The sequence below is a fragment of the Desulforhopalus sp. genome (assembly GCA_030247675.1).
GTDB lineage: Bacteria > Desulfobacterota > Desulfobulbia > Desulfobulbales > Desulfocapsaceae > Desulforhopalus_A.
This window is the reverse complement of record JAOTRX010000010.1, coordinates 47,510-74,219: the sequence shown is the minus strand read 5'-3', so window position 1 is coordinate 74,219 and position 26,710 is coordinate 47,510. Positions and strand designations below refer to the sequence as shown.

Below are 26,710 nucleotides of genomic sequence, written 5' to 3'. Positions count from 1 at the left end.
TTTACTCTCAGTTACATCAAATATCCTGAAAAACCAACACATACGTAAATAGCGGCATTTACAACAGCTATTCACCGAACGGCTCACTGACTGGTAAAAACTACCAGACTGCGCTTTGCCCCGGAAAAAGGCAACACATGATCAACCACCGGTCCCAGCTTGAAGGGGGAAGTTCTCATCAGGTCGACCGCCGCAGCCAACTCCTCGCGCCACCTCGGTCCCTTCATGCAGATCACCTGCGGACCGGCCGGGGCAAACCGTTCGACCATGCGGAGAAAGGGGCCTATCTCGGTCACCGCCCGGCCGGTGATGTGGGTAAAGGCACGCTCGGATGGCAGCTGAGCCTCATCTTCAATCCGGCAAGTCAGGATTGTCACATCCCTAAGTCCGAGGGTTCGGACAATGTGCCCGAGAAAACTCACCCGCTTGACCCGCGGTTCCACCAGGGTCACCGCCATTTCCGGCCAAGCTGCCTTACATGCCAGACCGGGAAAACCGGCACCGGTGCCAATATCCAAAAGATGTGTACCATGCCCCGCCAAAAACGGCAAAAGGGTCAGAGAATCAAGAAAATGGTTCTCGATAATCTGCTCGGCGCTGGTGTCCTTGGCGATCAGATTGATCTTTTTGCTCCATTTCACCAGTTCCGTATAATAAACATCCAAGCGCTCAACGGAATGAACAGGCAAATCCAAATGTAAGTCCTTGAGGCCTGAAATCAGACGGGCCTTGAAATCGACTGTCATTCCCTAACCCTTACAGCAACCGAGGCGGCATGGGCGGAAAGCCCTTCAAGCTCGGCCAAACGCATGATGTGTTCTGCGTCCGCGGCAAGTCCCTGGGCCGAGTAGCTGATGATCGAGCTTTTTTTCAAAAAGGTTTCAACCCCGAGTGCCGAGGCAAACCGCGCAGTGCCCATGGTCGGCAGGACATGATTTGGCCCGGCGATATAATCACCGGCTGCCTCCGGGGTATTGGCGCCAAGAAATATCGCCCCGGCATGGCGGATATGGGGGATCTGCGCCCAGGGATCGGCAATCATTAATTCCAGGTGCTCAATGGCGATACTATTGGCCAGGTCGATCGCCGTTTTAAGGTCATCGGCAATGAGAATAACCCCCCGGTCAACAAGCGCGTTTCGGGCTATATCCTCACGGGAAAGGAGGGGGAGTTGTCGCTCCAGTTCGGCCACCACATCTTTCGCCAAGGCTTGATGGGTGGTAACGAGGATGGCCAGGGCCAGTGGATCGTGCTCCGCCTGGGCGAGCATATCGGCTGCAACGTTTGCGGCAGAGGCGGAGGCATCGGCGATGATCAACACCTCCGATGGACCGGCGATCATGTCGATCCGTACCATTCCCGACACCTGCCTCTTGGCCTCGGCAACAAATTGGTTGCCGGGACCGACGATGACGTCTACCCGCGGGATGGTCTCGGTACCAAATGCCAATGCCCCAATCGCCCAGGCCGACCCGGCCTTGTAAATTTCCGTGACCCCAATTTCCTGGGCGGCAACGAGAAGGTGTGGGTTGATCTTACCATCCTTGTCCGGCGGGGTGACCATCACCCGCTTCTCTACTCCGGCGATACCAGCTGGAATGCCGTTCATCAGGACCGAGGACACCAGCGGTGTTGATCCTCCCTTGCCGCCCGGAACATAGAGACCGGCGGAATCAACGGGTCGCACCAGTCGGCCGACGATTGTGCCGTCTGGCCGGGTCTGCAGCCAGGAATCTTCCATCTCCCTTTCGTGAAAGGATTGGATTCGTTGGATAGCGATGGCAAGACTTTGCCGGAAATCGGCTTCAACGAGGTCGTACGCCTCCTCCATCTCCTGCGGGCTGACCCGTAACTGGCGGACGGTCAGCTCCGGCGCATCGTATTTCCGGCCATAAGCAACAACAGCGTCATCCTTTTGTGCTCGTACATCCTGAAGAATAGCCTCGACCACCTCACGGCAGGAGCCGTCCACCGGCTGAAAACGGTTCTGGAGCCTTTGGACAAGACTGGCGCCTTCCGGACTGCTCAGGGTAATCGCGGTAATCAACATATCATTCCTCTCTATTTCAAATCGGTGCACTGCATGAGAATTGTTCTTTCTACCGCAAGGGTATACGTTTTGCTGGAGCAGACAAGCTCTTTCACTCAGCTATAAACTGCAGCAGGCCATCTGCCCTTTCCCGTCAAGTTTGGCAACAGGGCTTGCACTATAAGCTATTTAGCACAAATTATAAAGACCAGGGAGCGGCAATTCAATATTTTAGGAGAATACTTGTAGCCCTTAATCGCCTACCTATTGTCATATCGCACACCCTGCACATAGCAATTTTTCTGGGCGATCAACCTTCTTTATTTCTTCCGGAAAACTACTTACTGTTTACAAGCTAGTGGTATTATGTTTTTTTCAAATTCTCATTGAAAGCGGCCCGGTCAGAGTCTTTAGAGAAAATGCACTCTCCCTTGCCCTTTGTTCTCAACAGGAATGATTCGGCCTGAGGGCCGGGAGCACAACACATGGATTTTCAGCCAAAATGGATCGCCTGGGAAATAACCCGCCGCTGCAATCTCAAATGCGTGCACTGCCGCTCCTCATCGGAACTTGCCGCAATAGGCCATCCCGACTTTTCCTTCGACCAGGCCAAGGCAATCATCGACGATATTGCTTCCTACGCCACGCCAGTCATGGTCCTTTCCGGCGGTGAACCCCTGCTTCGTCCTGATGTGTTCGACATCGCCAGATACGGCACCAGCAAAGGCTTTCGCATGTGTCTGGCGACCAACGGCACCTTGGTGAGCGACGCCATCTGCGAGGAGATCAAGGCCGCCGAGATAAAGATGGTCTCCCTCAGCCTCGATGGTGCCAAGGCCGAGACCCACGACAATTTTCGCAATCAACTGGGCGCCTTTGACGGCACCATGAACGCCATCCGGCTTTTTAAAAAACATGCCATCCCCTTCTTAATCAATTCCTCCTTTACCGTCCGTAACCGCCTGGAAATTCCCGACATCTACCGTCTCGTCAAATCCCTCGGCGCGACCGCCTGGTACATGTTTATGATTGTTCCCACCGGCAGAGGCGAAGAGATCATGGACGAACTGATTCCCGAAAGTGTTTACGACGAGATCCTTGAATGGCACTACCAAGTAGAAAAAGAAGAAAACGAATTGCTCATGCGACCGACCTGTGCTCCCCACTACTACCGGATCGTCAGGCAAAAGGCCAAGGAAGAAGGTGAAAAGTTCAAACGTCGAAACCTGCAATTTTCAACCGGCGGCTCTAAAGGCTGTCTGGCCGGCCAGCTCATCTGCCTGATAACCGTCGACGGCGATGTTCTGCCTTGCAGCTATTTTGCCAAATCTGCCGGAAATATCATGACGACGCCTTTTCAAACAATCTGGGAGAAATCTGAACTTTTCCTTCAACTTCGCGATTTCAAAGGGTATAAGGATAATTGTGGAAAGTGCGAATATGTCGGAGTCTGCGGTGGCTGCCGGGCCAGGGCCTACGCAATGACCGGCGACTATCTCGCCCAGGAGCCTTTCTGCAGCTACGTCCCGAGACAAATTCCCTAGCATAATTCATCCTACCGAACGAGAACCTCAAGAACCCACTATGAACGACACCTTTCTCAAAGCATGCCGCGGTGAAAAAACCTCCTACACCCCCATCTGGATGATGCGCCAGGCGGGGCGATATCTCCCGGAATACCAAAAGGTTCGGGGCAAGGTTTCCTTTCTCGAACTCTGCAAAACTCCCGAACTCTGTGTTGAGGTAAGCCTCCAACCGGTGGATATTCTCGGCATGGATGCGGCAATCCTCTTCTCCGATATCCTCATTCTCATGGAGGCGATGGGCGCACCCCTTGAATTTCATGAGGGACGGGGGCCGATTTTCCACACGACCATTCGTGACCAGGCCGCCCTCGACCGACTCACCGTCCCCGATGCCGACGAGGCGACCGGTTTTGTCATGGAGACCATCCGCTTACTGCGCAAGGAACTGCGGGTGCCGCTCATCGGATTTGCCGGAGCCCCTTTTACCTGCGCCACCTACCTGATCGAAGGCGGCTCCTCCAAGGTGTTTTGGGAAACGAAAAAACTGATGTACCAGGAACCACAGCTGTTCCACAGGCTCATGGCCAAAATCACCGACAGCACCATCCCCTATCTGCAGGCCCAGGCGAGAGCCGGGGCCCAGGCCCTGCAGCTGTTTGACAGCTGGGCCGGGATCCTCGCCCCAGACGATTTTGCCGAATTCGCCCTTCCCTACGTCAAACAAATTCTCGCGGCACTACAACCCTGCAAGGTGCCCCTCATTTACTTTGCCAACAATGGCGCGACACTCCTCGAACTTTCGGCCACCTCCGGGGCCGACGTCCTCGGCCTCGACTGGCGCATTCCAATCGGTTCGGCCATTAAGATCGTCGGCAAGAAAGCGGTTCAGGGCAATCTTGACCCCTTTGCCCTCCTTCTGCCGAAAGATCAGCTGCGGGAAAAGATCAAGCTGCTCCTGGACGACGCCAAGGATGCCCATGGCCATATCTTCAATCTCGGCCACGGAATCCATCAATTCACGCCACCGGAGCAGGCAAAAATCGCCGTCGAAGCGGTTCATGAACTCAGCAGCCGCTAATTGCCGGTGAACAAAATGAGCAAAGCCCTTCCCTCCATCGCAAGATGTCTCAGCCTCTTTGATGAATATGAGATGCTCGACAACATTCGGGCCCACTCGATTCTTGTTGCCCAGGTCGCGACAAGCCTCATCGATGCCCTGGCTGCTGCCGGAAAATGCCCAGGCCCATTGCCCAACCGGCAAGAGGCCATGGCCGGCGCCCTGCTCCACGATATAGCCAAGACCATGTGTATCAAAACCGGCTGTCATCACGCGGAAGTCGGCCAACAGATATGCCTTGAGCTCGGCTACCCGGAAATCAGTGAGATCGTCGCCGAGCATGTAGTTTTAAAAAACTTTCCCGTCGACCTCTACCAAGGCGGGGTTTTTACCGCCAAGGAGATGGTTTTTTATGCCGACAAACGGGTACTGCACGACCAGGTCGTGCCTTTATCCAGTCGCCTTGACTATATCCTCAAACGCTATGGCCAGGGTAATCCTCTGAAAGAAAAATTCATTCATTTGAACTTTCAACGTACCGTCGATCTTGAAAAATACCTGTTCGGTTTTCTCGACTTCACCCCGGACGAGGTGGGAGCCAACCTGATCGCGATACAGGGAATTCTTCCTGCTCCCACAGCTAAATAACCAAAAGTTATACATTTAAGGCAAATCTGTATGGCCCCCAAGAAATCGGTTGGCAATGCCTGACTTTCTTGCCCAACCTAAAAAAATCGACCGGCAGTCGCCTTGATCAGATTGATAAAATTATCGAATTCAGATATTCTTGCCCCACGACATACGCTTCGTTTTTTTGGAAGAATGCTTCCAAACGATAGAATCTCGCCCCATGACTAGGGACCTCCCTATAAACGGGGACATGCCAGCCGCCTGGAAATCCTTTTCTGGAAAGCAATGAAGGATTTTCGGGACATGAGGTGGGCCGTATCAGAGCGAAGTGTCAACTTCTGCCGCCTGCAGCACCCCTTGGCGGCAATTCTTTAACTTACCTTCACAAGGAGGCGTTTTCATGGTTCATTTTCAGAAAATTGTTCCAGCAGTGGTTGCCGCGTTTTGTCTTACCGCCAGCGTAGCCGTAGCCAGCACCCTTGACGATGTCAAAGCCAAAGGCTTTGTTCAGACCGGTGTCAACGGCGATCTTTTCGGTTTCGGCAAGCCCGACGAAAAAGGCGTGTGGAAAGGCCTCGACGTCGACACCGCCAAGGCCATTGCCGCCGCCATCTTTGGTGATACCGAGAAGGTAAAATACACTACTGTCAGTGCTAAAACCCGGTTTACCGCACTGCAATCCGGTGAAATAGATGTCCTGACCCGCAACGGCACCCAGACCCTTACCAGAGACACCGAGCTCGGGCTGGACTTTGCTCAGCCCAACTACTACGATGGCCAAGGTTTCCTGGTTCCCAAAAAACTCTCTATTAAAAATGCCAAGGAACTGGACGGGGCCTCCGTTTGCGTCCTCCCCGGCACCACCACCGAGCAGAATGTTGCCGACTATTTTCGCCTCAATAAGATGAAGATGAACCCAGTGGTCATCGAGAACACTGCTGAGTTGTCGAAGGCCTTCTTTGCCGGCCGCTGTGATTGTCTGACTTCTGATGTCTCCCAGCTCGCAGGAATGCGCACGGTAGCGCCCAATCCCGGCGACTATGTAATCCTCCCGGAAGTCATTTCCAAAGAGCCTCTCGCCCCGGCCGTTCGCCATGGCGACAATCAATGGAAAGATATCGTCAACTATTCAGTATTGGCGATGATCGAGGCAGAAGAGCTCGGTATTACCTCGAAAAACGTCGATGAGATGCTGAAGAGCACCGATCCAAAGGTACAACGATTCCTCGGAGTTACCCCCGGCAACGGCAAGGCACTCGGACTTGACGAGAAATGGGCCTATAACATCGTCAAGCAGGTTGGAAACTACGGCGAGGTTTTTGAAAGAAACGTCGGCGAAAACACCACACTGATGCTGAAACGAGGCCTGAATGCCCTGTGGACAAATGGCGGTCTGATGTACTCGCCACCTTTCAAGTAAACAAATAAACAAGCCCTCAAAGGGAATACGTACCTTAACGAAAATCCATTCTAAGAATCACAGGATGGATTTTCCATGGTACACAAGCAACTATGCCCGGCCTTGGCTGGGCATAGTCGAATTCACAGGTGAATATGGATACAACAGCACCAGAGAAAATTCCCTTCCTGCGTGATCCGGCCAAGCTGGCGATTCTTTATCAGATTATCACCCTGCTTGGTGTCGGACTCCTCAGCTACTATCTGGTACACAACACCCTGGCCAACCTTGCCCGGCAAAACATTGCCACGGGCTTTGGTTTCTTCCACAAAGAGGCCTCCTTCGAAATCGGTGTAAAACTCGTTCAATATACCGCCGCTGACTCCTATGGCCGGGCCCTTTTTGTCGGTTTTTTAAATACCCTGCTGGTCTCTTTTATCGGCATCGTTCTGACCATCATCATCGGCACCATTCTGGGTATCGCCAGGTTGTCTTCGAACTGGCTGCTCGCCAAACTGTCGGCCATCTACATCGAGGTTCTTCAGGACATTCCAATCCTTCTGCAGCTGTTCTTTTGGTATGCCTTTTTTTACGAGATTCTTCCGGGACCGCGCCAGGCACTCAACTTTATACCGGGAGTCTTCCTGTGCAACCGGGGCTTGGTTTTTGGTATTCCCGAAGCACACCCAGCGTACGCATACGCAGCGGCTGCCCTCGCCCTTGCGGGCCTGTTGATTTTTATTATCCGCAAATGGGCGGCAAAACGTCAGGCGGCAACCGGCGAGATTTTCCCTCTTGTCCGTGTGTCCCTTGCCCTGCTGATTGGTCTCCCCCTGATCGCCTGGTACCTTGCCGGTGCGCCCACGGCAATGAACGTGCCAAAGATGTCAGGCTTCAACTTCCAGGGCGGAATCAGCATCAGCCCTGAGTTTACCGCCCTTCTCCTTGGGTTGGTACTCTACACCTCGGCCTTCGTCGCGGAGGTCGTTCGGGCGGGGATCCAGTCAGTCGGTAAGGGCCAGCGGGAAGCGGCTATGTCCATCGGCCTGAAGCCAGCGCACGTTCTCAACCTGGTTATTCTCCCCCAGGCGCTGCGCGTTATTGTCCCCCCACTGACCAGTCAGATGCTTAACTTGACCAAGAACAGCTCCCTGGCGGTGGCCATCGGCTACCCGGATTTTGTCTCCGTTGCCGGCACCACCATCAACCAAACCGGTCAGGCCATCGAAGGTGTCGCTATGATTATGATCGTCTACCTGGCCTTCAGTTTGACAACATCGGCTATCATGAACTGGTACAACAAAAAAATTGCAATCGTCGAACGATAAACGCGCCCATGGAAAAGACCACGCACAGCAGAACAGCCGACTACATCCGGCCACCAGCTACCAGCATTGGCGTCATTGGCTGGATGCGGGCCAACCTCTTTAACGGCTGGTTCAACTCAATCCTCACCTTGGCGGTCGCCTACCTGCTCTGGTCGACAATCCCGCCCTTCGTTAAATGGGCCTTTATCGACAGCTTCTGGTTTGCCGGCAGCGATCAGTGCAAGGCCGGAAGCGGTGCCTGCTGGTCGGTCATCACCGCCAATATTCGTTTTATCCTTTTCGGCTTTTATCCCCACGAGCTGCAGTGGCGTCCGTTGCTGGCAGTGGTGATTTTGATTGCACTGCTCTTTTTCAGTCAGAACCGCGGCAACTGGCGCAAGCCCCTTGCCTATGCATGGCTCATCGGCCTGTTTTCCATGGGAATATTGCTGAAGGGCGGTCTATTCGGTCTTACCGCCGTTGACAGCGACAACTGGGGCGGCCTGCCACTCACCTTGCTGCTGGCGGTTTTCGGCCTTACCGCGGCCTATCCCTTCGGCGTCATTCTCGCTCTTGGGCGGCAATCGGAGATGCCGGTTATCAAATCCTTCTGTGTCGTCTATATCGAGCTGATCCGAGGGGTGCCTCTCATCAGTATGCTGTTCATGTCATCGGTGGTTTTCCCGCTGTTTCTGCCGGAAGGAGTAACACTCAATAAAATCCTCCGGGCCCAGGTTGCCATCATCCTCTTTACTGCCGCCTATATCGCCGAGGTTGTCCGCGGCGGTCTGCAGGGCATGAACAAGGGCCAGTTTGAGGCCGCGGAATCCCTCGGCCTGAATTACTTCCAGACCATGCGGCTGATCATCTTGCCCCAGGCCTTAAAAATCGTCATTCCGCCATCGGTGAGCATTCTCATTTCGGCCTTCAAAGATACCTCGCTGGTGGTAATCATCGCCCTCTATGATCTCCTGAAGACCACCCAGACCACGCTCACCGACCCCAAATGGATGGGATTTTCCGCCGAGGCATATCTTTTTGTCGGGCTTATATACTTTATCTGCTGCTGGGCAATGTCCAACTACAGCAGACGCTTGGAAAGAGAACTCGATACCAATCTGTAACCGTTGCGTTCTTAAGCCATTACTTACAGCCAATTGATCAACCCTGATCAGAAACCGGGAAGAAAACAGATGAATCCGCAAACACCAGAACAGAAGAATATCGACAAAACCCCGATTATCGCCATTGAAAACATGCACAAGTGGTACGGTGAGTTTCATGTTCTGAAAGATGTGAATCTGACGGTGCAAAGAGGTGAGCGTATCGTCATCTGCGGTCCCTCAGGCTCGGGAAAATCAACGCTGATCCGCTGCATCAATCGCCTGGAAGAACACCAACGGGGGCGCATCGTCGTCGACGGTACCGAACTGACCAACGATCTTAAAAATATCGAAAAGATTCGCACTGAAGTCGGTATGGTCTTCCAGCACTTCAACCTTTTTCCCCATCTGACCATCCTCGAAAATCTCACCCTTGGGCCGATCTGGGTACGCAAAACGCCGAAAAAAGAGGCGGAAGAAACAGCAATGTACTATCTGAAAAAGGTCCGCATCGCCGAACAGGCAAAAAAATTCCCCAATCAGCTCTCGGGAGGACAGCAGCAGAGGGTGGCCATCGCCCGCAGCCTGTGCATGAAACCAAATGTTATGCTCTTTGATGAACCGACCTCAGCCCTTGATCCAGAAATGGTCAAAGAGGTTCTGGACGTTATGATCAGCCTTGCCCAGGACGGCATGACCATGCTCGTTGTCAGCCATGAAATGGGCTTTGCCAAAAGTGTCGCGCACCGGGTGCTCTTTATGGATGGCGGCGAAATCCTCGAACAGAATACCCCGGAAGAATTCTTCTCTCACCCTCAACACGACCGGACGAAGCTTTTCCTCAGCCAAATCCTCGATTGAACGATTCTTCTCCTCGGAAAAAGGCTTACGGATGCTTCGATTCCAACTCCCGCATAACACGCTCGTACCACCGCTGTTGTTCCCGGGGAGCGTAACGATTCGAGGTTGCCTCGTCAAAATCGCTGTGAAGCCGGAGGGTTTTCTCCTCCGCCTCGGCTAACCACCGGTCAAGAACCGCTGACAATCGATTGGCAGCGGCCTCTGAGTCTTCTGCACAGCCGGAGAGCTGCTCGGGCTCCTTTGCCGCACGCTGATTGAGTTGCCTTGCTGCGATCTCCATTAAGGCAAAGTGTACCTGTTCGTGCTGCAGCACATACCCAACTTGCACTTCGGACAGTGCCGGACTCCACCAGCTTCTTTCAGGAATCATCACTGCCTCAAAAGCCAGGTTTTCTGCCCGGCCGCATAGCTGCTTTTTCCCTCCGCTTTCAAACGAGGTAACGGCAATACTTCCCCCGGGCCGAGTGCGAATGGCGGCCGTTGTATGGGCATTAAGATGCTCCCCGTGGTCTCGCAGGTCTTCAGGAAGTTCCACGGCCCGAAAATCGCCAATGGTCAGGGTACGGTAGGTAATAATCTGAGCAGGAAGTATGCCGTCACTTACCTCGCCACGCGGCTGGCCATAAGACGGCAATCTGCTGCAAGCTGCAACTAAGAGTACCAGGAGCAGTGTAACCAGCTGAAAATTCTTACCCATAGTGGAAGACCCCTTTCCTCTCACCACAACAATGTTGAATTCCGTTCTTTTATGGTTTCGATTTGACTCTTTGCCTGCAAATCTGTAACATCATCATTACATACAGATACCCTAAGCGCTCTTTGCGCTCTTTATACCGCAAGGGCAAAAGTTTCGTTCGAGCGTACAAGCCGCTCGACTCAGCTTTATACCGCAAGGGCATAAGTTTCGTTCGAGCGCACAAGTTGCTCGACTCAGCTTTATACCGCAAGGGCATAAGCTTTGTTTGAGCGTACCTGCTCAACTCAGCTTTAGTTCCTCGCCCATTTGCCGAGTACTTTGACTATGTCCACACCGACCTTTGCCGAGCTACAACTGCAACTCCTACAAGCACAAAAACGCATAGCCGAACTCGAGGAAGGCATGGCGGATCTCTCGCGCTCCGTCCTGATCGCCCGCCAACACCTTTCTCTGTGCGGGCAACAGCGCGAGGAACTGGTCATCAGCCGCAATAAATACCGCAAGCTCTTCAACTACGCCAACGATGCGATGTTTGTCATCTCCTTGGATCAAGGCAGTCCTAACTACGGGCTGTTTTCCGATGTCAACAACGTCGCCTGCAAAAGGCTGGGGTACACTCGCGAAGAACTGTTGGCTATGACCCCTTTCGACATCAGCGATGGCCAGAATGAAGAGTATGACAGCCAGCTTGTTGTCCGCCTGAGCAAAGAGGGCAGCGCCACCTTCGAGACCACCTACCTGAAAAAAGACGGCACCCGGCTTCCGGTTGAGATCAGCGCCCTCCGCCTGACCATCGACGGCAAAGAGCTGTATATGGCCATCGCCAGAGATATCACAGAAAGGAAATTGGCGGAAGAGGCCCTGCGGAAAAGCGAAAATCTTTACCGGCTGCTGGCAAACAACGTCCATGATATCATCTGGACCACCGATAATGAACTAAAACCTCAATATGTGAGCCCATCTTTCAGCCACCTCTTGAGCTTTCCGCTGGAAGAAGGTGTCGCCGCCATACATCGGCATATAATCCTTACTTCGCCTTTTATCGCTGACACCTCACAACTCCTTACTCTCAGCGAAGACCAGCCGCTACACTGGGAGTCGAAGATACAAACGGCCAAAGGCGATTGTGTATGGGTGGAGAGCATCGCCACACCTCTGCCGGGAAACTCCGACCAATTTGCTGGCATCATTGGCGTAACTCGGGACATAACCTCAAGGAAGAAGATCATGATAGAACTTGAGGCCGCCAAAGAACAGGCTTTTGCGGCGAGCAGGGCTAAATCGGAGTTCCTTGCTCATATGAGCCACGAGGTTCGCACTCCGATGAATGGGGTGCTGGGAATGCTGCAACTCCTGAAATTAACAGCACTTGATGATGAACAGCAAGACTATGTCAAAACCGCCATGGAGTCGGGGAAAAGCCTGCTGACAATTATTAACGATATTCTCGACTACTCGAAAATTGAGGCAGGCAAACTGCAGATGAACCCGGAGGAGTTCAAAATCCGGGAGATGCTGAAGACCCTGATAGCCTCCTTTAAGACTGCGGTCAACCCACAGAAGGTTAAAATTAACCTATCAGTGGACCCAGAGGTGCCGGAGTATCTTGTTGCCGACCATGTGCGCATTCGCCAGATCCTCTACAATCTTGTCGGCAATGCCATCAAGTTCACCGACAAAGGGCATATAGACATCAGTCTGCGGCTATTGCGCGACATCGATGCCAACCAGGTTCTGTTAGAGTGCACCATTGCCGATACTGGGATTGGAGTTCCCGGTAATATTGCCAATAAACTTTTTGAACCTTTCACCCAAATAGAATCGCCACGGCAAAAAAAGATTCAAGGAACAGGACTGGGGCTCAGCATCGTCAAGCTGCTGGTTATGCAAATGAACGGCACTGTGCAGTTGCAAAGCAATGAGGACAAAGGAACGACGGTAACCTTCACCCTGATCGCCAGCAAAGGACGTGCCAAACCTGCTTCACAAGCCTTACCTATTCCCAGTGCTCTGCTTACCAGCCCGCATCGCCGCCTTTCCGCCCTTATCGTCGAAGACGAGCAGATCAACCAAAGGATTCTCCAGGCTATTCTCACCAAACTCGGCCATTTGACAACCCTTGCCGACAATGGCTATATGGCTCTCGACATTCTTCGCAGCAAAGACTTCGACATCATCCTCATGGACATCCAAATGCCCGAAATGGATGGCTTGGAAACGACAAAAATAATCAGAAACTCTGCGGAGTATTCGCACGTCCACAACATCCCGATCATTGCCCTGACCGCATTTGCCATGGCCGGAGATAAGGATAAGTGCCTGAATGCCGGCATGACCAGCTATCTGGCCAAGCCGGTCGATATTAAAAGCCTAGAAAAGCTCCTGAAGCAATTGCCCGCCGACCGCTGATAGTCAACATCATTGCCGGTCACCCCCCTCTGGCCCAACAAACCATTTGTTTGATTACTGACACCAAAAAAAAATCCCGACTTGCCGGATAGCAAGTCGGGATTGGATACCACCTAGATTTTCAAGACATTATCTGCTACGCCAGTTGGTTCTACCGCTCTTGAAATTGGACAGCGGCAGATTTTGTTGTCCAACGGCAACAATCTCGCCGGTACTGGTTTGGATATAGGCATTTACGGCATTTGGTCCACCACCTGTCTGCAAACTTGGGGTTGTCGCCAGACCTTTGCCAAGATTCAATCGGTCTCTGACAATCAGTTTCGAATGCATATCGACGTCAGTGCCGAAAACGCTCTCATGCCATGCGGTGCCGGTTAAGTAGTAAACTCCGTACAGGTAGCTAACTCCTTCTGCCTGACACAGATCGGCGAACGGCCGATAGCTGGTATAGGTTACCAGACCTCCCAACAAAGTAGGCATGCCAAGCGATCTCTCGCGCAGGTCAGTGAACTCCCGGTACCAGCCATCAATACCGACGGTCGTATCATTTGTCCCGCCGCAGGTTTCACCCTTGATATACTGCTCCAGTTCGGAGAAGGCATAATAAGGACCAAAGGCATCGGTCTGACCAGATGGTACAGGGGTAAGCTGCGGGAAGCTGCAGTTAGCACCATCATAACAATACAAGAAGTCACCGTTAAACTTGGTGATTTGCGTTGGATCACTCTCAATGACCTTGGCTAGGTCTGATCTAAACAGGCCTTGGCTTCCTGGACTGGCGCCTGGGTTAGTGGCAATCGGCATGGCCCCGCCGTCAAGCCACCATTCCACCTCATTCCAGGATGTTTCACAGTTGCTGGTGAACGGCTCTTTCACTCCGAAGAAATACTGTGTCGAGGTGTCGGTTTTGTCCTCTGGCGCGTAGAAACGGCCCGTGCCGAAATATATCCAGAAATTGCTTCCGTCATGGCCAATATTTGGGGCGGCGGCAATTGGCCCGTGGGCATCCAAGAGCTTCTTGAGTTGCCATGATTCAGGATAGGTATATGCCTGCTTGCCAGTGGAAGGATTTACACTCCTGGTCACCAAACGGAACAATCGCCCATCACCATCCCAGAAGGTTCCTGTAGCATCAAAGTCAGCGCCATCCACGGTACCGAAATATACTGCATCAGTTTTGTACGGCGCACCGATACCGGGTATTGCACTGCCGCGAATATCGAAATCGACTGTCACCATATCCCCGATAAAGCTTGCAAGCCCTCCGGTATTATCAGCATCAATCAGCTTGCGGCCAAAGTGAGCAGGGGCAAGGGCACTCGCACTTGTCTTCGGCTCGGTATTTGGAATACGGAAGGGCTTACGGCTGGTAGAATTGTAGTTGCCATTGCCGTTCACTGCCCAGTTGACACCGGTCAGGGCATTCAGTGGGATAGTCGCCACCTTTCCTCGATGCTTCATTACCTCCTCGGCTGTGGGCACAACGGCGGGCACCACCACTTCAGGGGGATTAGTCCCTTTGACCGTGGTTGGTCCATTGCCAATCACCAGGAACCATTCGGAATTCCCCAAATCATTACGCATGGCAACAACTGACGGCATTCCGGTGGTGTACCCCATGCGGGCAAACAAATCCTCATCGGCTGTCCCATCCGCTGCGTGGTCCGCCTTATCGGTGGTCATGGTCATTTCTGCCAAAACCTTTGGAGGCCGCTCCGGATCAGTAACATCGAGAACAAAGTATGCCGAGATAAATTCGCGATTGTCGGTAATCGGCGCTGCCGTATCGGCGAGCGTCGGTGCGCCGCCAAACCTCATATATCCAACGAGAATGGTTCCCCATCCACCAGGATGCACCGCATCATCCGGGAAAATCCGTACATCAAAAACCCTGGGAGGTGCATCAACAAAATACTTATGAACATAGGCGGGATCACTGAGACACTTCAGGTGCGGCTGCAGGTTGTACGGCACATACGCCCACAATTCATCGCCAAGAGCCGGATAGGCCAGGGAGGTGATGGCATTGTAGGGTGTGGCCGAACTGCATTGATTGGTTGGCGTCCGTTGATCTTCACGGCAACCAAGGAACTTATTAAGGCCGGCTTGATAAAATCCGCCGTTTATCGCATGGAGCATGCCGTCATTGCCGCCAAAGTAGATAACATGGCGTCGATCGACATATTTTTTATAGAAGGTAGCGTAGCTTTGGTCGTTGTAGACAAGGTGGTATCCTTCCGCCGGTCTTGCGACGAGGGTCGGGGTCGAATGAATAACATCGCCAAGTCGCCATGGCGGGCTATTTACGGCCGTGGGCTCGCAGCTGGGATATTTCCGGCACCTATAGATATAATCCCGAACCCCGTTTTTGTTGACGTCCTCAGCAGGTTCGAGGACCCCGTTACCATTAACGTCTGTTTCGTAGACATCATCGCCACGCAACCAATTGATAAGATTATCGAATTCGGTGTTGTCGGCTACGTTGAAATCACTGAGGAATGAATTACGAGGCTGTACCGCATTGGCGACACTCAAAGGAACGGCGTTCATGCCGGGAACGAGCGGCAGAACCTCCTCAAGATCGGTTTTCCCATCGCCGTCATCGTCCACACCACCGAGGCCATCGAAATTGGAGTCGACGCGGCCATCGTTATCGAGATCGTTCCAGGTAAAGATATACCGGCTGTTGGTCGAGTAATTCCACGTCCCATCGGCTAAGGTTGTACGATTAACAGCGGTATTGGATACTGTATCCAGTTGAACCTTGGCCGACCAGAGATAATCATCGAAATCGCGTAACTCGACTGCAACTGCGGGGGTCGGAGGTGCATAGTCCGACTTGACGCAGGTCCCGGTGGTGATTACCGACGAATTAAAGCAGACCTGGGTAGAATTGGTTATCTCGTTGAAAAATGTGATAACCCTCCTGTCGCCATCAAGAACACCGTTCTCCGTGGGAGTGCCATCGGCGGCTCGTGGATAGAAATCTTCACCGTCATCAAGAACACCGTTGCCGTTGGTATCCTCTGACCATAATTCCCCTTTTGTCGCCGGGTTGTTGGCGCTGAAATCGTCCCACAAAAGACCATGCTCGTCGATGAAGAAGGCATGGACATCACCTGCCCACGATAAGGGCTCCTTGCCAATGCCACGATCAATTTTTGGCCAGAAAATCGCTTGGTAAACACCACCCTCACCGCTTCGTGAGCTGGAGATTACCGAGGCTGCGGAACCCGCGGAGGTCCTGAAAAGAATATCAGATAAAGCCGTTCTGAGGTTTGCCTCGAGCTGTGCAGGGTCTTCACCGGTAAGCAGGGTTGTGCCACCGTTTGTCGCGGCATTTTTCATGATGGTGGCAGGATTACACTCGCTGGTTGTACCATTATCCCGGGGAACACCAGTAACGACCATGTAGGTTGCGATATTCTGCTTGTCATGAAAAACACCATCATCACTTTGCAGAGCTGGGATAGAGTATATACCTGCCAATTTGGACTTTTGACCGAAATATGTGAGGTCATCCAAGAAGGTCGAACCATAGAGATCACTTTTGCCATCTTCGTTCAAACACTGCCCTTCATTTGCCACCCCAACGGTAGGATCCTCAAGATTGAGGGTGTTAATCTTTTGTGGAATCATTGGATTGATATCGGCTGTGGAAGCACCCTCGGTAATCATCAGGACGTAGTTGTCCTGGCACCAGAACTGCACCGGATCCTCAAAGGTTGCATCCTCTCCAGCAGTTTTAAAATCGACCGGATCAATCCTGAAATTGGTGTTTTGCCCATAATAACCCAGGGCATTGAACATGGCCTCGGCAAGAGGCGTCCAGGCAGTAGCCCGGATATCGTTGATCGCCAGGGCCAGGTCCTCAACATGGGTTTTACCCGACGCTGTGGTTACTATGCCATCCCGGATTGGTGCGATAATCTTCGCTCCGTCTCGGTTGACATCCGGGCAATATTTAACGATGGTACTGTTGACAACTGTATCCTGGCATTCTGTATACGCGCCATTGCTGTTAAAAGCCATCGCGCCCATGCGCAGGTCTTTTTTCACCTCATGGAGCACGCCTTGCGGAGCAGTGGTTTGTTTGAGATAGCCCTTCATGACGATGAGCGGGCGATCGGTGCCAAACATTGCCACGACACCGGAGTCGATCATCGCACCAACCATTCCCCAAGTCTCGCCGGTATTGAAGATCTGATCGGAAGGATCAATAACCTCGGGTATCTTCAGAGAGCCGCAATAATCCCATAATGCCTCCTGAACACATTGTTCAGCGGTGTTGGGATTAACGTCGTTGGTCCAGGCGCCGGGCAAGACCAGTTGACTGGTGTCGCAAAGACCTGCGACAGCGGGGTCGTCCTCCAGCTTCAGCACCCATTTCTTATTACTCGGGCACTCGCCATCTTTATCGAGATTTCCTGTACAATCGTACAAATATCCGCCAAAACATCGCGGATCATTATTTGGCCCATACGCTGTATTGCAGGTTACTCCTAAACAACCAACGGGAGTGTTGCCAGACTCCCAGCACCGACCAATATACCCTGCCCGATCACTGCCCGTCCCAGTCGGGACGCGTGCGTCGGGAACGGTGCTGTTGTATATGCCATAACACATATACCCGCTATCATTGGGATCTATTGTTACTGGAGGGATCCCACTGTCATAGATATGCTGACAGGCGTTGTAAATATCACTGAGATTGCCGAGGTCGCTTGGTTTTGTGTAGCCTTTTTTGACAATAGACCAACAGGACTGGACTGAATGATTGTATGCCGCGTTAGATTCTGCCAGGACATTGTTGGTTCCACCATAGTCCAGGCAGGTCTTGACGTTTGTCTGGATTGTACCCAAACTGGCATTTTCGCCTTTGGCGACTTCATCAATAGCGGTCTGACAAGCAATCTGCCGTGGGCTGCCTATAAACCCGTCAGTGCTGACACCCAGGATGGAGATACGGGTGGTTTCATCGGTGCTGTCAATCCAGTCGTCATCTCCAGCACCCCCTATGGAGAAGGTGATCACGCTTGTCCCGCCGTTAACCGGCACCTCCTTGATAAAGCCGCGGGAGGAGCAACCGCGCCCCTGACTGACCAGCTCATCTTGCCAGTCATTGTACTTACCACCGGTCAGGATCTTCTTCTGAATGTCAAACTTTGATGCAGAGGCCCAGTTGAGGAAGTTACCGGTAGCCACGAAGGTGGTCACCCCCGATTGAACAGCGCCAACGGACTTGATTCTTACCAGCAGGCTATCCTGCTTATAATCGGCCTCGCCGGAGGCCGTTGCTGGCAGGGCGGCGGTCACGTCGCTTATCGTCTCATAGCTTGTCTCGTCATAATAGCCTTCATTCAACCTGACCCAGGTGACCCCCACGTCATCGGCCACACCGCTGCCATTTGATGTACCCCCTGCAACCGTACGGAACAACATTCCGTGATCACTGACAATGCTCTTTGCCGCATACAGCCGGTTATCGCGCCAGGTGGAATCAACTGGAACCCAGGGAGCAGGCAAATTATCGTCCTTAATAGATATGCCATCGGCCGTGTTCTGATCTTGGGCGGTCCTGGCTGCCACAGTATAGTAAAGCTGCTTGTCGTACTTGACAAAACTGCCGGCTGGATAGAAATTGCCGTTGGTCCAGGTTGGGATGTTGTAGACAACCGTCCAAGTGGCCGAGCCATCTTCATTAATGTTCGTACCAACCGAGGGTAAACCGCTCGCTGTTGTAGCTTGGTAAAATATACCTTCGGAGTATACATAACTATTCAGGGCATAGACCTTGCCGCTCTGCCACTGGGGAACCGCATCGGTCCATTTATACCATTTTTTCGGACTATAGAGCCCGGCATAGGTCTTCGTGGCGTCAAAGCTGTTATCGACACATTCGCCGACCTCCTCGACATAAGCCAAGTCAAGCATACTGCCAGAGTTGTCTAGAGCCAACAAAAGGTTGGGCTTTGCACCGGAGGACAAAAACGGCGGGACACCAGCTCCTTCCTGGCAAACCCCAGCGCTAGCGGTACTGCCGAGGCCCAATTGCATCATAAGCAATGCGCAAAGAAGCAGGAATGGCCGAAATTTTATTGATCTATTGCGAGTATTCATGTACGTCCTCCGGTACTTCAAATGTTGTGCACCTCTGCCAAAGGGTGAAAAAAATTAATCATATTTGCAGAAAGGATCTTCTCGACCAACCACATGACGGTATTCCACCCGGATCATGCTTTCGCTGTTTGACAGGCCAGTATGCCGGGCATCGATTTCGTATTCAAGAGTCACGCCACCGGCTGCCATGGATCGCCCAAGCCCCAGGTAACCACCAGCCTGAATGATTGATGAACCAGCAGTGAGATCGGCGATGCCTTCGACGGTAATATTGGTATGGGGGGCACCTGCCGCGTAGTTCACCGGCAGCCACATATCGCGAAAGGCGTCCGAGGGATAATTGTCGGCCACGGCAAACCCATCGTTGCTGTATTTCCCAATGGTATTTTGCCAAAGCTGCAGGCTGCCGTCATCAATAGCTATGCCGTTGTTGTTGGCTGCGGTGTAATCAAGGGCGATGTTGCCACCGCCTATGGCTTTGCTTCCCGCCGCATTGGCTGCAAAAAGAACGCAGGCGATATTTTGTTCAAGAACCTCCGCCGCCGCCTCCGTTGCCCCGTCTGCTTCATAAAAGGTCTGCTTATGCAATCTATCGTTGGCGGCGATCTGGATCTCAGTCGTGGTATTGCGATTCATGGCAATACCCATGACTGTCAGGATCATTAGAATCATCAGGGCAGCAACCAGGATGAAGCCCTCTTCGTTTCGATAATCTTGAGGTTTTGTCGTCATATTCCGTACTCCGAGACTTAATACAGCTTCTGTTTGAAATAATTCATCGTTACCTGCTTGTTAATCCCGTAATCGGTATGTTTGACGATAACCCGGATGGCCTTGACGGTTGACACCGTGGGGTCGTTTGGGTTGGGGCTAATGCGAGAGGCTATATTCCAGAATACCGTGTACCGCTGATCGGGGGACACCACCCTGCCATCGGGGGATTCCCCCGCGCCATCAGTGTGATTAAGGCCTGCGTCACCATTGGCTGCAGCAAGGGGAGCCAGATCGGTGGCGTCATCGTCGTCTCGTAGCAGCGGATCATCATAGTCGAGCGCCAATAGTTCCTCGATACGATCGGACGCCCAAGTCGAGGAAGTGGTCATGGCACTCGAAAAGGCATTGTATCTGATCGAAGTGGTTTGCATCGAATATAGGGCAAAGATACCGACCGTCAGAATGAAAATTGCGACAATCGTCTCAATAAGGGTAAACCCCTGCTCCCTCCCAATTAACAAACCATGTTGTTTCTCAAAGTTATCCTTCATAACCTAGATCCCCATATTTCGGCATTTTACAGTGGCTGTCAGCAGTCTCCGCCGGAAATTATCGTTAAACGGCCCCCATGCAACACCAGAATCAGTTGTATAAACAACTGCATCGGTATAGCCGGGGTCACGGTCTCCCACCCGGGCAAGTATCGAAATAGTCACGGAGCGAATATCGTCGGGAGTGCCTGGCGCTGTCGTTTTGGTGCCATCATCGAGGGTATAGTTGAATTCCATGGCATGAATATTTTCGGCAATCGACCGGGGCGTCACACCGACGATCATTGCCAGGGGTGCCGCACCGCTATCGGCAACACCATCTGCTGGCGCCACATCGACACCTGCCGGAAAACCAAAGGTAACATTCTCATTAGGACCGTCGAGAAGGCCGTCGCCATCGTCTGCGCCACCCAAGGTATCGGTTGTATCCTTAGTAATATGAAGAGCGGTTGCGGTCGCGGAGATAATTCCTGCATTGTTTGACCCTACCGGGTCGTAGCCGGCCATACGGATATCGTCCATCATAAAGTTGATCGCCGAGCGAATGTTTTGCTGCATCTCGACAACCTGCGTCTGGCTTGAATATTGCCGCTGATACGCAGCATAGGCTGTATAAACAACCCCCATGACGAACAACGATATACCCATGGTGATAATCAATTCGACCAGGGTAAAACCTTTATTTTCGGAAATTGATTTGAAGATATGGGAGGTAGCTCTTCTCATAATTGCAATCCTTTAATCAAGAGATACGCCGCCGGCGATACTGAGGGTTACGACACGGGTCCGGCCTTTATCGTTTTGCATGGTCACAGTGCCGCCAAGGAGGCCGATCGGGCGGCCGTTTGGGGTATAACCGGTGTAACCGGTCGCAAAACTATTAGCGCACACAGCTGCCCCCTGGGGCATGTTGATCTGTTTCAGCAAAGGCTCGGTACCATTCTGAATATTATCTCTAGCGACGCCTCCACCGCTACCATCATCGGCAAATATAGCGTAGCCTCCGCCAGGTGATGGGATACCTGGTACGCATACTTTGGTGTCTGGTCTCAAGACGACGTTTTTGTTACGCCGGATGGCCTCGGACTTGGCAAACTGAAAATCTGAGACGAGATCTTGCGCTGCATCCCGCAATCGAGCATTGGCAAGCCAGGTCAGAAAATTGGGGATTGCGATTCCCGTGATAATCGCGATGATCGTGATTACTACCATCACCTCGGTGAGAGTGAACCCACCTTTTGGGAACCTACACCCTAATGTTCTGCTGCTTGATTGCTCCATATTCATCATCAGGTCCTGTGTGAATTGGTTCATATATGTAAGCCTACCATCTTCTTGCATTTTTCGTGCCACCATTACATCAACTGCAGCGAGACGCCCCATACGGCATTGTATAATAAACCAACAACTTAATGCAATTTATTGTTGACGAAAAATATATTTAAACAGAGAGTGCTGAATTACAGTACCTTTTTTTGTCACCACCATGACAAAAATAGAAATATTTTTAATACCTGGTCGAGAAAATCCGTCATTTTTTGAAAAACTCACCCCGCAAAGCGCTTCCTCCTACCGGACTACTTTCATTCTCGCTCCTAACCATAACGTAATTGCTATGACCCAAATTTTCCTAATTGGGTATTTGCCTTGACCGGTATGGTTTTCAGAGATAAATCTCCATGTACACTTTGCATTACACCTCTCATTCAGGGCGGCAACTCAAAGCATGGAGACAACCTTTCCCTATGCTTTCCGTAAATTACAAAAGAAACAGGCTCCGTTTATCAGTTGACTTTGTCATAAAGAGAGTTTATGGTTGTTAACCATATCGTTAAATACTTTAACTGTTAACCCTTTCTATCCTTGGGGTATTGAAATGTAAGAGGACATGTGGTGATATCAAAGTGTTGTCATACCGATTCTACATTCTCAAAATAAAGACGATGAGACAGGAACAAGGAGCGTTATCTTTATGAAACTCAGACACGTAACCGCTTTTGTCAGCACCATGGCCCTCACTCTTTTCCTCGGCTGCCAGCAACAAGAACCTGGCAACGAGAAAATGACCGGCAAGCTCGAAACCGTCACGGTGAGCGTCGCCAAAGTGACAAAACAGATCGCTGGGAACCAAGCTGAGGTCGTCGGGACCATCCAGGCTGTTGATCGAGCCGAGATGTCCGCCAAGATCACCGGGAATATTATCACCCTGCCCGTCGATCTCGGCTCGCGGGTAAAACGCGGCGATCTCCTGGTTGAACTCAGTGCCGGCGAGATTTTTGCCCAGGCCCAGCAGGCCAGAGCCCAACTTGAACAGGCCAAACGAAATCTGGCCCGCGAAGAAAACCTCCTGAAGAAAAACGCCTCCTCTCTGGAAACAGTCAAGACCCATGAAGACAGTCTGCGAATTGCCGAAGCGGCATACAAGACGGCCCTGACAATGCTTGAATTCACCAAGATTACCGCGCCATTCAACGGCATAGTAACCCGCAAGCTCGTTGGTGTCGGCGATCTCGCTACGCCCGGCAAACCTCTCCTGCACATTGAGGAAGAAACCAACCTCCAGGTTTTAACCGATATACCGGAGGCAATGATTCTGAAAATCTCCAAAGGTGACAAGCTTCAGGTCTTTGTCCCGTCAGTGAAACTCGGGTTTGAGGGCACCGTTGCCGAGGTATCGCCTATTGCCGACCCATCATCGCGCACCTCACCGATCAAGCTGCGAATTCCCAACAATCCACAGCTCCGTTCAGGACAGTTCGCCCGAGTCACCCTGGCCCTATCCCAGGCCGAAACCCTGTCGGTTCCCATTGGTGCGGTTGTTCCCTTTGGCCAAATGGAGCGGGTCTTTGTTATTGAGGAAGGCAAGGCCAAACTGCGCCTTATCCGCAGCGGCGCCCAGGGCAACAACCATGTGGAGGTCCTGAGCGGCCTCATTGAAGGAGAAGTCGTGGCCATATCCGGCAATGGCAGCCTCCATGATGGTCAACCCGTCACCGTGCAATAATCTGCCTTCTTTCTGATATCTCAACCCAGTATCTGCCAATCATGCAAACGCCATCACCTACTACCCCCACCGGTTTTGCCGGCCGTCTGGCCCAGACCTTTGTCAATTCCAAGCTGACCCCGCTTGGCATCATTGCTTCGCTACTTCTCGGATTTTTGGCGATCGTCATGCTGCCAAGGGAAGAAGAACCGCAGATAAAGGTGCCGATGATCGACGTCATCGTCGCTATGCCCGGAGCGACCCCGAAAGAGGTTGAAGAGCGGATGACCATCCCCATGGAAAAGCTGCTCTACGAGTTACCGGGGGTTGAATACATCTACTCTACCTCAGCACCCGGCCAGAGCCTCCTGGTGGTGCGTTTTTTGGTCGGAGAGAATCTGGAGACCGCGATCGTCCGCCTCAACCAGAAGCTGGCCACCAATTTCGACCGCATTCCTCATACGGTGGAGATGCCGATCATCAAGCCCCATACCATCGACGACGTGCCGATCATGGCCCTGACCTTCCACGGCAAGGGATATGACCACTACACCCTGCGGCGCATGGCCGCTCAGGTCGATGACGCCATCAAGAGTATCATGGATGTGGCGGAAACAAAACTGATCGGCGGGACGAAACGCCAACTGACCCTGCGTTTTGACCCCCTGCTGCTCGCCTCACGCAACCTGACGGCCAATGAACTGGCGCCGAAAATCCAGGCGGTAAACAGCCAATCCCATTCCGGCACCCTCAAAGCCCTTGACCAGGAAATACAGCTGCAGACCGGAACATTCCTGAAGAACGCCGAAGAGATCGGCCGCATTGTCGTTGGTGTGTACGGCGGCAAACCGGTGTACTTGCATGAGGTGGCCGAGATCATCGACGGCCCTGCCGAACCCACTGACTACGTGCTGCATAGCAGCAGCGCCGCCAACAATCCCGAGGCGGCGGTCACCCTGTCGATTGCCAAGCGTCCAGGGGCCAATGCGGTGGCGGTGGTCAGTGACGTACTGAAAAAAGTCGACACCCTGAAGGGCAGCCTTATCCCTACCGACCTTGAGATCAGCGTCACCCGCGACTACGGCGCCACCGCCTCGGACAAATCGAACGAACTCTTGTTGCATATGGGGATTGCCGTCTTTGGTGTCGCCCTGCTCATTCTCTTTTTCCTCGGCTGGCGGGAATCGATAGTCGTCATGCTGGCCATTCCGTCGACGCTGGCCCTTACTCTGCTTGTCTTTTATCTCTACGGCTATACCCTCAACCGTATCACCCTCTTTGCCCTGATCTTTTCCATCGGCATCCTGGTTGATGACGCCATTGTCGTTGTTGAAAACATCGTCCGCCATCTGCGTCTGCCGAGCAACAGCGGCAGATCGAGCATCCAGGTGGCTATCGAAGCGGTCGGTGAAGTCGGCAACCCCACCATTCTTGCCACCTGGGCGGTCATAGCCGCCATCCTGCCGATGGCCTTTGTCGGCGGCTTGATGGGCCCCTATATGCGCCCAATCCCTATCGGATCTTCGGCGGCGATGGTCTTTTCTCTTGTTATCGCCTTTACCGTCACCCCATGGGCTGCGGTGCATATTCTCAAAAAATCATCTTCCGCCCACGGTCATCCGAGTGAAGACGAGATGCCCGATGACTGGTTTACCCGCATTTACCACCGGATCATGGACCCGCTCCTTGCTCATGGCGCCTGGCGGATGCTGTTTTTTGCGGTTATCACCGCCATGCTGCTCGGCGCCTGTTCCATGGTCTATTTGGGGTTGGTCAAGGTAAAGATGTTGCCTTTTGATAATAAAAGCGAATTCCAGGTCATCCTCAATATGCCGGAGGGTTCCACCCTCGAACATACCGCTAAGGTCGCCATGGAAATGGCCAGGGTGGTGGGTGAGGATGCGGCCGTCACCGATTACCAGATCTATGTCGGCACCGCCTCGCCCTATAATTTCAACGGTCTGGTCCGCCATTACTTTATGCGGTCTGGTCCGACCATTGCCGATATTCAGGTGAACCTCCAGCCGAAACACGCCCGCAGCCAGCAAAGCCACGAAATCGCCACCAGGATTCGTCCGCCGCTCGCAAAAATCGCCGCCAAATACGGGGCGAATGTGGCGGTCGCCGAGGTGCCGCCCGGCCCGCCGGTACTGCAGACCCTAGTGGCGGAGATCTACGGTCCGACCGACGAATCCAGGGTAAGACTGGCCAAAGAGGTGAAGGATATTCTTAGCGGATCAACCGGTGTGGTTGATGTCGATTGGTTCCGGGAGACTGAACGAAAGCGCCAGGTGTTTACCGTAGATAAAGAAAAAGCAGCCCTAAATGGCATTTCCGAAAAGCAGATCACTCGCGCAATTGAGATTGCCGTACAAGGATATTCGCTGGATCTCTATCACCAGCCAGTCGACAAGGAACACGTCGACATCGTTTTGGAACTGCCCCCTGAATATCGGGCGAGGATCGAATCAATCCTCAATATTTCCCTGCGCTCGGAGGACAATAAATCTGCCCTTCTCGTGCCCTTACGGGAGCTGGTCAAGGTCACTGAGCAAGCGGTGGAACAACCCCTTTACCGGAAAAACCTCAAGCCGGTGATTTACGTTACTGGCGATGTGGCCGATGTAGTTGAAAGCCCGGTCTATGCTATCTTTGAGATGAACAAGAAATTGACCGCTCTTGATGGCCGCAACTTCGGCGGAAACAAACAACAGGTTGAAATATTCAACCTTAATCAACCGTTCTCGGAAAACCAACCGGCGATGAAGTGGGACGGCGAGTGGCATATCACCCTTGAGGTCTTCCGCGATCTTGGGCTGGCCTTTTGCGTTGTCATGGTGCTTATTTATATGCTGATGGTCGGCTGGTTTAAAAATTACATCACCCCGCTGGTGGTGATGGCAGCCATCCCCTTTTCCCTTATTGGTATCCTCCCCGCCCATTGGGGCTTCGGGGCCTTTTTCACCGCTACCTCAATGATCGGTTTCATGGCCGGGGCAGGCATTGTGGTGCGTAACTCCATCATCCTGGTTGATTTTATCGAGCAGCGCATCCGCGAAGGACAGCCGCTGGCCAAGGCTGTGGTCGATGCCGGGGCAATACGCTTCCGGCCGATGTTGCTCACCGCTCTGGCCGTCGTTATTGGGGCCTCGGTTATTCTTGCCGATCCTATCTTCCAAGGTCTGGCTATCTCCTTGATGTTCGGAGAGATCGCCTCCCTGCTGGTCAGCCGTATGGCGGTGCCGGTACTGTATTTTGTAATAAAACGACATGAACACAAACACCAGGCGAACGGCAAAACCTCGCACAACCCAGCTTCATAAC

General features: G+C 52.6%; 18 protein-coding genes. 10 read left to right on the top strand and 8 right to left on the bottom strand.

The window, feature by feature from the left end; genetic code table 11:
• Window positions 1-83 precede the first annotated feature (83 nt).
• Both rsmG and hisD read right to left on the bottom strand, forming a co-directional pair.
• Window positions 84-746 (bottom strand): 16S rRNA (guanine(527)-N(7))-methyltransferase RsmG, encoded by a 663-nt coding sequence (rsmG, locus tag OEL83_18640; protein MDK9709065.1) that lies wholly within the window; start codon window positions 744-746, stop codon window positions 84-86.
• Window positions 743-2,050 (bottom strand): histidinol dehydrogenase, encoded by a 1,308-nt coding sequence (gene hisD / locus OEL83_18635; protein MDK9709064.1) that lies wholly within the window; start codon window positions 2,048-2,050, stop codon window positions 743-745. The genes rsmG and hisD overlap by 4 nt, the downstream gene beginning before the upstream one ends.
• Before the next feature lie 464 nt (window positions 2,051-2,514).
• Between hisD and OEL83_18630 the strand changes: the two genes are divergently transcribed.
• From OEL83_18630 to OEL83_18600, 7 genes are all read left to right on the top strand, one after another.
• Window positions 2,515-3,573: a radical SAM protein gene (locus OEL83_18630; GenBank protein ID MDK9709063.1), complete on the top strand. Its 1,059-nt coding sequence runs from the start codon at window positions 2,515-2,517 to the stop codon at window positions 3,571-3,573.
• A 40-nt stretch (window positions 3,574-3,613) separates the two neighbouring features.
• Window positions 3,614-4,633, top strand: coding sequence for a uroporphyrinogen decarboxylase (hemE, locus tag OEL83_18625; protein ID MDK9709062.1), 1,020 nt, complete (start codon window positions 3,614-3,616; stop codon window positions 4,631-4,633).
• 15 nt (window positions 4,634-4,648) lie between these two features.
• The gene (locus OEL83_18620) at window positions 4,649-5,260 is read left to right on the top strand and encodes an HDIG domain-containing protein (protein ID MDK9709061.1); all 612 of its coding nucleotides are present in this window, start codon (window positions 4,649-4,651) and stop codon (window positions 5,258-5,260) included.
• A gap of 382 nt (window positions 5,261-5,642) precedes the next feature.
• Window positions 5,643-6,662, top strand: coding sequence for an amino acid ABC transporter substrate-binding protein (locus OEL83_18615; protein MDK9709060.1), 1,020 nt, complete (start codon window positions 5,643-5,645; stop codon window positions 6,660-6,662).
• Window positions 6,663-6,796: 134 nt separating this feature from the next.
• Window positions 6,797-7,969, top strand: coding sequence for an ABC transporter permease subunit (locus OEL83_18610; GenBank protein ID MDK9709059.1), 1,173 nt, complete (start codon window positions 6,797-6,799; stop codon window positions 7,967-7,969).
• Window positions 7,970-7,977: 8 nt separating this feature from the next.
• Window positions 7,978-9,072, top strand: a complete 1,095-nt coding sequence (locus OEL83_18605; GenBank protein MDK9709058.1) for an amino acid ABC transporter permease — start codon at window positions 7,978-7,980, stop codon at window positions 9,070-9,072.
• Window positions 9,073-9,186: 114 nt separating this feature from the next.
• Window positions 9,187-9,912 (top strand): amino acid ABC transporter ATP-binding protein, encoded by a 726-nt coding sequence (locus OEL83_18600; GenBank protein ID MDK9709057.1) that lies wholly within the window; start codon window positions 9,187-9,189, stop codon window positions 9,910-9,912.
• A 25-nt stretch (window positions 9,913-9,937) separates the two neighbouring features.
• On the opposite strand, the gene OEL83_18595 is transcribed toward OEL83_18600, so the two are convergent.
• Window positions 9,938-10,609 (bottom strand): hypothetical protein, encoded by a 672-nt coding sequence (locus OEL83_18595; protein MDK9709056.1) that lies wholly within the window; start codon window positions 10,607-10,609, stop codon window positions 9,938-9,940.
• Window positions 10,610-10,933: 324 nt separating this feature from the next.
• On the opposite strand from OEL83_18595, the gene OEL83_18590 reads away from it, so the two are divergent.
• On the top strand, window positions 10,934-13,018 hold the full coding sequence (locus tag OEL83_18590) for a PAS domain S-box protein (GenBank protein MDK9709055.1): 2,085 nt from the start codon (window positions 10,934-10,936) through the stop codon (window positions 13,016-13,018).
• Between the two features lie 129 nt (window positions 13,019-13,147).
• Here OEL83_18590 and OEL83_18585 read toward each other — a convergent pair whose 3' ends face one another.
• The 5 genes from OEL83_18585 to OEL83_18565 all read right to left on the bottom strand — a co-directional run bounded on the left by OEL83_18585 (window position 13,148) and on the right by OEL83_18565 (window position 21,717).
• Window positions 13,148-18,952 (bottom strand): hypothetical protein, encoded by a 5,805-nt coding sequence (locus OEL83_18585; protein MDK9709054.1) that lies wholly within the window; start codon window positions 18,950-18,952, stop codon window positions 13,148-13,150.
• Window positions 18,953-19,192: 240 nt separating this feature from the next.
• On the bottom strand, window positions 19,193-19,870 hold the full coding sequence (locus OEL83_18580; GenBank protein MDK9709053.1) for a pilus assembly PilX N-terminal domain-containing protein: 678 nt from the start codon (window positions 19,868-19,870) through the stop codon (window positions 19,193-19,195).
• A gap of 17 nt (window positions 19,871-19,887) precedes the next feature.
• Complete coding sequence (locus OEL83_18575) at window positions 19,888-20,403, bottom strand: prepilin-type N-terminal cleavage/methylation domain-containing protein (GenBank protein ID MDK9709052.1); 516 nt, start codon at window positions 20,401-20,403, stop codon at window positions 19,888-19,890.
• 3 nt (window positions 20,404-20,406) lie between these two features.
• Entirely contained in the window at window positions 20,407-21,129 is a 723-nt protein-coding gene (locus tag OEL83_18570) for a PilW family protein (protein MDK9709051.1), read from the bottom strand.
• 12 nt (window positions 21,130-21,141) lie between these two features.
• Window positions 21,142-21,717: a GspH/FimT family pseudopilin gene (locus tag OEL83_18565; protein MDK9709050.1), complete on the bottom strand. Its 576-nt coding sequence runs from the start codon at window positions 21,715-21,717 to the stop codon at window positions 21,142-21,144.
• Window positions 21,718-22,375: 658 nt separating this feature from the next.
• Between OEL83_18565 and OEL83_18560 the strand changes: the two genes are divergently transcribed.
• On the top strand, window positions 22,376-23,407 hold the full coding sequence (locus OEL83_18560) for an efflux RND transporter periplasmic adaptor subunit (GenBank protein MDK9709049.1): 1,032 nt from the start codon (window positions 22,376-22,378) through the stop codon (window positions 23,405-23,407).
• Window positions 23,408-23,448: 41 nt separating this feature from the next.
• Window positions 23,449-26,709: an efflux RND transporter permease subunit gene (locus OEL83_18555; GenBank protein MDK9709048.1), complete on the top strand. Its 3,261-nt coding sequence runs from the start codon at window positions 23,449-23,451 to the stop codon at window positions 26,707-26,709.
• Window position 26,710: the final 1 nt, after the last annotated feature.